The 7,726-nt window shown below is 57.1% G+C and carries 9 protein-coding genes; 1 reads left to right on the top strand and 8 read right to left on the bottom strand.

The window, feature by feature from the left end:
• Window positions 1–84: 84 nt before the first annotated feature.
• The 8 genes from csrA to fliP all read right to left on the bottom strand — a co-directional run bounded on the left by csrA (window position 85) and on the right by fliP (window position 7,523).
• Complete coding sequence (gene csrA / locus FJ398_23985; protein ID MBM3840958.1) at window positions 85–342, bottom strand: carbon storage regulator CsrA; 258 nt, start codon at window positions 340–342, stop codon at window positions 85–87.
• 20 nt (window positions 343–362) lie between these two features.
• Entirely contained in the window at window positions 363–800 is a 438-nt protein-coding gene (locus FJ398_23980) for a flagellar assembly protein FliW (protein ID MBM3840957.1), read from the bottom strand.
• Window positions 801–1,090: 290 nt separating this feature from the next.
• On the bottom strand, window positions 1,091–2,218 hold the full coding sequence (locus FJ398_23975; GenBank protein MBM3840956.1) for a hypothetical protein: 1,128 nt from the start codon (window positions 2,216–2,218) through the stop codon (window positions 1,091–1,093).
• A gap of 187 nt (window positions 2,219–2,405) precedes the next feature.
• On the bottom strand, window positions 2,406–4,523 hold the full coding sequence (gene flhA / locus FJ398_23970) for a flagellar biosynthesis protein FlhA (GenBank protein ID MBM3840955.1): 2,118 nt from the start codon (window positions 4,521–4,523) through the stop codon (window positions 2,406–2,408).
• Window positions 4,524–4,525: 2 nt separating this feature from the next.
• Window positions 4,526–5,611 carry an EscU/YscU/HrcU family type III secretion system export apparatus switch protein gene (locus FJ398_23965; protein ID MBM3840954.1) on the bottom strand — a complete coding sequence of 362 codons (1,086 nt, stop codon included), beginning with the start codon at window positions 5,609–5,611 and terminating at the stop codon, window positions 4,526–4,528.
• 4 nt (window positions 5,612–5,615) lie between these two features.
• Window positions 5,616–6,377, bottom strand: coding sequence for a flagellar biosynthetic protein FliR (gene fliR, locus FJ398_23960; GenBank protein ID MBM3840953.1), 762 nt, complete (start codon window positions 6,375–6,377; stop codon window positions 5,616–5,618).
• Between the two features lie 10 nt (window positions 6,378–6,387).
• Window positions 6,388–6,657: a flagellar type III secretion system protein FliQ gene (gene fliQ / locus FJ398_23955; protein MBM3840952.1), complete on the bottom strand. Its 270-nt coding sequence runs from the start codon at window positions 6,655–6,657 to the stop codon at window positions 6,388–6,390.
• 2 nt (window positions 6,658–6,659) lie between these two features.
• On the bottom strand, window positions 6,660–7,523 hold the full coding sequence (fliP, locus tag FJ398_23950; GenBank protein MBM3840951.1) for a flagellar type III secretion system pore protein FliP: 864 nt from the start codon (window positions 7,521–7,523) through the stop codon (window positions 6,660–6,662).
• A 7-nt stretch (window positions 7,524–7,530) separates the two neighbouring features.
• On the opposite strand from fliP, the gene FJ398_23945 reads away from it, so the two are divergent.
• Window positions 7,531–7,726, top strand: a 196-nt coding sequence (locus FJ398_23945; GenBank protein MBM3840950.1) for a hypothetical protein, incomplete at its 3' end; no start/stop codon positions are given.

Genomic DNA, 7,726 nt, shown 5'->3' with positions numbered 1-7,726 from the left:
TGTTTGTATTGATGACCATAACTTTTTATCTCCATTGCTGTTTCCGTAACCTGGGTGGGCCATCGGGCCCGCTAGAATTTGACTTCACTTCACGACGCGCTCGACGGGTTGCAGAGCAGGCTTCTTGCCACTCAGCAACCGCTCCAGCGCGGAGCGTGAGGCGCCGACGGCTTGCAGGTTGCTCGACTGGATTTCGTCATAAACTTCTTTGCGCAGCACATGAATTTCCTTCGGTGCGGTGACGCCCACTTTCACAACTTCGCCTTCCACGCGTAAAATGTTTATGGTGATCCGGCCGTCGATAACGATGCTCTCGTTGATCTTTCTGGAGAGAACGAGCATGGGTATTCAGTGTTCTTCTCTCAGTTGCTCAGAGGATGTTTGATCGACAAGGTGGCCGCGTTCTTCGGCACCACCTGGCGTGCAACCAGAGTATGCCGGTTATGAACGATCGGGCCTTTCAAATTCACCGTGATCGAGCCGTCCGGATGAAACGTCGCGATGTTCATCACCACAGCGTCTTCCGGTTCATTCAATCCCAGAAAGCTTACGTCTTCATCGCTCAGCTCGATGTGATACGCCTCCACGACGTAGGGAGGCGGGACGACCAGGAAACAGAGTCCGTCGCCATCTTGAGCCTCGAGCCACAAAAATGGGTGAATGTCCGGAAACGCGTGAAGCTTGTAATTCTTGATTTGCTCGAAGCCGAGCAGCCCACAGGGGAAGCGCAGATCAAGGGTCGTTTCTGTGAAGAGAGGGATGATTTTCTCCTCCACCCGATTTTGTTCTATCGTGAGCATAGTGAACGGGAGGTTTTAGCAACCGCTGTGCCACGGAGTTTTTTCCGCCCCGCCCCCCCTTTTTCGGCCAAATATCCACTCCCACCCGGACGCCTCGCGAGCGTTCCAAAATCCAACGGAAAATAACTCCACTCACATAGGCAGAAAATGCCCCCAAATCCACAAGGCCCAAAGAACACTGACAGAAGCGGACAAACGGGCAGAAAGAGAAATGGCAAGCGGTTGATTCGGTGCAGCGCGTCTTTCGCCCTCCAGTAATCCACTAACGCGCTGGACCCGCCTCCCGACTGTCAAGCGGACTCGCCGCGTTCAAGCCCGATATCGAACAGGGATTGCGGGGAAGCCTTGGCAAAGTCTCCAGGGATGTTCAGCCCGCCGGACAGGAAAACTACGGGCAGTTTTGTTCCCAAAAGAAGGTTCCAGAACTTGCTCCATCTGCTGTCCTCGTCCAGGTGCGTCAGGATCAGGCCGGCCAGCGGCAGGACCGAGAAAGCTCTTGCCTGCTCGATCAAGTGGTTGAGGTCATACGCAGAGTTGAGGACAAGAAACACTTGTGCAGGTTGGAAGTTCTGGATTTGGGATGCCAGACCAGCGATGGACTCCGTGTCGTCGATTGGCGCTCCGGGGAGATCGACAAACTCCACCTGTGCTTCGTCCTTGCTTTCCTCAGGAGACCACACCCGGTCCACAGGAACACCAAGAATCTCGCCGTGAATGCTCAGAAACTCCGCTGTGTTGGCCGTATGCCCGTCGAGCCGCCAGACTCGCGCGGATCGCTTTTCAAGCAAGACCTCCTGAGTGAGCCACTTGCAAAGGCAAGTGGTTTTCCCCACCCCAGGTGCTCCAACCAAGATCCGAGTTTGCCCGGTGCCGCTCTCAACTCTTGCTGCGAGCCGGCTCCAGAACTCGACCAGTAGCTCCTGCACGGCAACGAATTGGTCTCTGAGATTCTTCTGAGGCTCGCCAAACTGTCGGGCATGAACCTGATCTACCAGCCACTGCGCGTGCAGAGGGAGTAGCCCAAGATTCTCGAGCATACGTCCAAGCCCAATTTCCTCATTCGGTTCAGGCAGTTTGGGTTCGCGCGATTCCTTGATTGGAGGGACGGGCTGGCGCGGAGGAACGACAGGCGCAGGGGGAGCCGGCGGTCTCCGGGGCTGGGGCGATGCTGTCGCGGACCTTTGCTCTTTCGCCCTTTCGTAGGCCCGATAAATCTCGGACAAATCCCGCTTCGGCGGAGCCGGCTTCGGATTGGGCAAGGTGGCTTGCACCTCTATTTGAGGCTTCTTCCAGATCTTGCTCAGGCCCGGCGCCGGAGTTTTCCGGACATTGACCACCACCGCTTCCGGGCCGAGCTGCCGATGCACCTCAGCCAGTGCTTCGGCAGCGGAGCCAGCGACAATGGTAACCAGTTTCACTCGGCAAGGCCCAGTTAAGGCAACGGATTACAGGGGGCAGAAGATTGGAGTGCCGGGGTGTCGGAGTATCGGAGTGGCAAATCATCAACACTCCGAAACCCAGATACCCCGTTACATGACCTAACAGTCCGTGACGCGGGCGGCATTGAAGGCATGGTTCTCAGGCTCCGACCGGTCAGGTTCCAGATCACGCCGGGCTAGGGATCGAGCCGATGGACTGGATTTCCAATCTGGGCGGCAGTTCCTCGTAGGCAAGAAATGCGACCTCTGGAAAATTTGCCGCGAAAAACCGCCTCAATCCCAACCGGACCGCCCCAGAACAAATCACCACAGGAGGTCGTCCCTCCGCGATCATCGGTTGGACAAGTTTCGAGAGGTGATACGTAACGTGCTGGGCGAGTTTAGGCTCCATAAAGAGGAGCGTTTCGTTGGGAGACTGGCGCAGGCCCTTGGCGATTTCCTCCTCAAGCCATGGATCCATCGTGATGGTTTGGATGCCGCCCTGGTCGCTCTGATACGGCTTCACGATCTGCGACCTCAATGCCCGGCGGGCTTGCTCGGAAAGCTCGTCGGGATTCTTGGTGATGGCGGCATAATCTGCGACCTTCTCTAGAATTCCCACCAGGTTGCGGATCGAAACGGCCTCGGCCAACAAATTCTGGAGTATTCGTTGGATTTGGCCGGTGTTCAACAGGGCCGGGACCAATTCGTTGATGAGTGCCGGATTGCTTTGCTTCAGATTCTCCAGGAGCACTTGCACGTCTTGCCGGCTCAAGATCTGATGGCAGCTTCGCTTAATGGTTTCGCTCAGATGCGTCACGAGAACGGACGCTGGATCCACCACCGTGAAGCCGGCCACTTCGGCGTTGCGGCGATCCACCTCTTTGATCCAGATCGCGGGAAGCTGGAACACCGGCTCGGTCGTCGGAATACCCGGCAAAACGGCCTTGCTGTTCGCGGTGTTCATGGCCAGGAGATGGCCAGGCATCACTTCGCCCTTGGCGATCATATGGCCTCTCAAGAGCAACCGGTACTCATTCGGGCCCAATTGAAGGTTATCCCTGAGCCGGATCGGCGGGATGATAAAGCCCATTTCCTGAACGAAGTTGCGTCGCACGCCCGTGACGCGCTCCAGCAAATCGCCTCCCTTCCGAACATCTGCCATGGAGACCAATCCATAGCCCAACTCGATTTGCAGCGTGTCCACGCTGAGCAGCGACTCCAATTTCTCCGCCGACGCCCCCGCTTTCGCGGGTTGGCCTGCACTGCCCGGTTTCGCGCCTGCATCCTCGGACACCACGCCGGATGGAGCAGGCGCCACATCGACTGCCGTGGTGAGGCCGCTCCGCCTCAGGACTTGATACATCGCCGCGAAAACGCCCGCCAAGACCATGAACGGAACCGTCGGCATTCCAGGCGCGATCGCGAGCGCGAACAAGGAGGCTGACAAGATGGCCAGGGATCTCGGCGAGAAAAACAACTGGCGGGTCAGGCTTTGTCCCAGGTTTTCTTTCGAGGCGGCCCGTGTCACGAGAATACCGGCAGCCGTAGAAGTAATGAGCGCGGGGATCTGGGACACCAGACCGTCCCCGATGGACAGAATCGTAAACCGCTGCAGCGCTTCGACCATCGGCAGGCCCATTTGGAGCACGCCAATCCCGAAGCCGCCGAGCACGTTGATCAGAGTGATCAGGACCGCCGCAACCGCGTCTCCGCGCACGAACTTGCTGGCGCCGTCCATCGCTCCGTAAAAATCGGCTTCCTGCTGCAGCGCCGAACGCCGCGCGCGCGCTTGGTCTTCTTTAATCAAACCCGCGTTCAGTTCGGCGTCGATGGACATTTGTTTGCCGGGCAGCGCATCCAACGTGAAGCGCGCTGCGACTTCCGCGATACGGCCAGCGCCCTTGGTGATCACGATGAAATTGATCACGGTGAGGATGAGGAAGACGACGGTTCCCACGACGTAATTCCCGCGCACGACATAGTTGCCAAACGCGTTGATGATTTCTCCGGCGTAACCGTCGAGCAGGATCAAGCGGGTTGAGGCGACGTTCAGGCCCAAACGGAACAGGGTGATGATGAGCAGGAGGGTTGGAAAGCCCGTGAATTCGGAAGGCTCTTTCAGATACAGAATCACCAGCAGAATCAACAAAGCGGACGCGATGCTCAGGCTCAGCAACAGATCCAGAATCGACGGATGAACCGGCTGAATGAGCAGGAGCAGCGTCCCGAACATGAAGACCACAAGACCCAGGTCTCCATATTTCCAGACCTTCTTAACTGGAATGGCTGCGGCGTTCGCCATGTTCAGACTCTCTGGCCTTCCATGTAGTAGCGGAACCGGTTGGTCTTATAAACGTAGGCCAGAATCTCGGCCACCGCGGTATAGACCTGCGGAGGCACTTCCTGGCCGACCTTGCAGTGCTTGAACAACAACTGTGCCACCGGCTTGTTCTCGACAATCGGGATCTGAAATTGTTGCGCGATTTCGCGAATGCGCAGCGCATTGAGCCGGGCTCCTTTGGCGACGATCTTCGGCGCGCGCATCGTCTTTCGGTCGTACCGCAACGCCACTGCCAGGTGGGTGGGATTGGTGACCACAACGTCGGCGCGCGGAATCTCGCGAATCCAGTTCTGCCGGAGGATGGCCAACCGGCGCTTCCGGATCTCACCTTTCACCAGCGGGCTGCCTTCCGAGTTCTTGGCTTCTTCCTTCACTTCCTCCTTGGTCATCATCAGGTCTTTCTGATGCTTCCAATACTGGTAGCCGTAATCGGCCGCGGCGATCAGCGCCAGGCCTATAACCACACGGGCGCTGATGGAACGGATGGATTCGGTCATGAATTGCGTGATTTCCCCAAAGCTGGTGGTCGAATAGAAGAGCGGGTGTTCGAGCAGCCGTTTGATCACCACGATGGTCAATCCCAGGATGAGCAGGAACTTCAGCAATCCGACCAGAGTCCGCATGGCGGAGGGCAGCGGTTGGAACAACTGCTGCACGTTCATGAACGGATTGATGCGGTTCCAACCGAATTCCGCGCGGTTCAGCGAAAGGCGAAAGCGGCTCTGCAGCCCGCCCGCCACGACCGCCGCGACGAGAGCTGCGAACATGACCGGAAGGGAGCATGCGGCCAGCCATTTCAAGAAAGCGTTGAAGTAGCTCCCAATTGAGTTGATGGTGACAGTCAATCGGCCCAACTGCCCCAGCGTCTCAACCATCGATGTGGACAACACCCGCATGATCTGCCCGCCCATCAGGCTGAGGACCAAAAGCCCCGATCCGAGGACAAATACGGTTTGAATCTCGATTGTCCTGGGAAACTGGCCTTTGGACCAAGCCTCGGAGATCCGCCTGCCTGTCGGTTTCTCTGTCTTCTCGCCTTGGTCGGCCATCCTTTTATCCTCCTACCAATCTGCCGACCTCAAAGATGTCCTGGGGCACTTTTCTGAGAAAATTCGCGACATGCTGCGCGGTCAGGTTCAGTGTAAATCCGAAGACCACCATCCCAGCCAGCAACCGGATGGTGAAGCTCTCGAAGAAGATGTTCATTTGCGGGACGGCGCGTCCCAACATCATCAGGACGACGCTAACCAGGAAGCCGATTGCCATGAGCGGCGCCGCTATCAGAACAGCCAGGATGAAAATTTTACCTATCCGCAGGGTGACGTTGTCAAATAATGCATCGCTCAACCTACCGCCACCGATGGGCAAAATGGCGTAAGTCTGCTGGAATGCCATAATCATTATATGATGCATGTCCAAACTAAGGAACAGCATCATGGCGAGCAAGTTCAGTACCGCCGCCGGAACGTCCACTGGCACAGAATCCGTCGGGGTGATGACCGTGGAAGTCTGGAGGCCGATCTCGGTTGATATGAAATGGCCGGCCAACTGCACGGCATAGAAGACGAACCGGCATATGTAACCCATGAATAACCCAAGGGTGATCTCCCCAAGAAACAGAACCACCAACTGCAGCAACTGAAGATTTGCCGGGTCCACGGGATTCGCGACCCCTGGCGCCACCAACAAGGCCAGAATCGCTGCCAAAGCCACGCGCACACGAGCTGGCACGTTGGTCCCAGAAAAAAGCGGAAAGATTAAGAACAGTGCCCCGGCCCTTACAAAGACCAAGAGCCATGTGAAGAAGCCTGCCATGATTCAGACGCTACATCACCATTTTGGGCAGCATCCCTATCATCCCAGCCGTGAAATCCATCAAAGTCCGGATCAGCCACGGCAGGATGATGAACAAGAGAGCGACCACAGCCAGCGCTTTGGGCACAAAAGTCAGAGTCTGTTCCTGAATTGAGGTAATCGTCTGAAACAAGCTGATCAGAAGGCCCACCAGCAACGCAGTCAGCAGGAAAGGCGTTGCCACCACGACCGCTTGGCCGAGCAGCTTTCGCAGCAATTCCACCGTGTAATCAGGCGTCATAGCTAGACCTTGAAGCTATCTGCCAGCGACCGAACGAGAAGCGTCCAGCCATCCACCAGCACGAACAGCAGCAGCTTCAAGGGCAGCGAAATGAAGGCGGGCGGCAACATCATCAACCCCAGGCTCATCAGCACGATCGCCACCACGAAATCGATCAGAATGAATGGGATAAACAGCAGGAAGCCCATCTGAAAGCCAGTGCGCAGCTCGCTCAAGATGAATCCGGGAATGATGACGCGCATGGGCAGTTGGTCCGGCGGAGTCGGCCCCATCCTGGCCAGTCCCACAAACACCTCCACATCCTTGGGCCGCGCCTGCGCCAGCATGAAATTCCGCATGTGACCGGAGGCCCGTTCAAACGCTTGCTGACTCGTGATCTGGCCCGCTGAATAAGGCTGAAGCGCGTCTTCGTTTATCCTCTGATAGGTGGGCGCCATGATGAAGTAGGTCAAGAACAGCGAGAACCCAATTAGCAATTGACTCGAAGGCGTTCCCTGCAGCGAAAGCGCAGTCCGCAAAAACGAAAAAACGATGACGATCCGGGTGAAACTCGTCATCAACATCACAAGCGACGGGGCCAGCGTCAGCAATGTGAGGGTGAAGAGAATCCGAATCGCAATATCTACGTCGCGGGGCTGGTTCGGGAGGTTGAACCCGAGGTTCAGGTTGTAGCCCGTCGTCGAATTGGTTCTGGCTTGAGCAAAGACAGACCCTTCGCCCAGCCACAGGAACGTCAGGATTAAGCTCACGACCGCCACGGTACTGAAGAGCGTCCGTCGCAGCCCCGGAGCGCGGCCCGGCGACTGAGTGGCATCGCTTTCCGACAAACCAGGTTCGACCCAAATCGGGAGGCGCCGATACTGCATTGGACTTATGCTGAGAGCATGTCCGAAAATTCCGCGGGGTCCTGTTTTCGCGCCAAAGGCCGGATGGCGAGGCGCCACGAAGGAGAATATCCTCCCTGGATCTTCGACTGAGGAGCAACGAAGCCAGGCGGCCTTTGGCGCGAAAACCCTCCGGGCGGCGGGTCTTTTGTCCGTGGCCTGCGTTGGCTCGGTCCTTACAGCCC

Source organism: Verrucomicrobiota bacterium, assembly GCA_016871535.1.
Taxonomy (GTDB): Bacteria; Verrucomicrobiota; Verrucomicrobiia; order Limisphaerales; family SIBE01; genus VHCZ01.
The sequence above is the reverse complement of the archived record's forward strand: the minus strand, read 5'-3'. Positions and strand labels throughout refer to the sequence as shown.

Excerpts from the sequence above, each read along its gene's own strand:
- fliP (MBM3840951.1), bottom strand. The coding sequence starts at position 7,523 with ATGCAGTATCGGCGCCTCCCGATTTGGGTCGAACCTGGTTTGTCGGAA.
- FJ398_23980 (MBM3840957.1), bottom strand. The coding sequence starts at position 800 with ATGCTCACGATAGAACAAAATCGGGTGGAGGAGAAAATCATCCCTCTC.
- fliQ (MBM3840952.1), bottom strand. The coding sequence starts at position 6,657 with ATGACGCCTGATTACACGGTGGAATTGCTGCGAAAGCTGCTCGGCCAA.
- csrA (MBM3840958.1), bottom strand. The coding sequence starts at position 342 with ATGCTCGTTCTCTCCAGAAAGATCAACGAGAGCATCGTTATCGACGGC.
- fliR (MBM3840953.1), bottom strand. The coding sequence starts at position 6,377 with ATGGCAGGCTTCTTCACATGGCTCTTGGTCTTTGTAAGGGCCGGGGCA.
- flhA (MBM3840955.1), bottom strand. The coding sequence starts at position 4,523 with ATGGCGAACGCCGCAGCCATTCCAGTTAAGAAGGTCTGGAAATATGGA.
- FJ398_23965 (MBM3840954.1), bottom strand. The coding sequence starts at position 5,611 with ATGGCCGACCAAGGCGAGAAGACAGAGAAACCGACAGGCAGGCGGATC.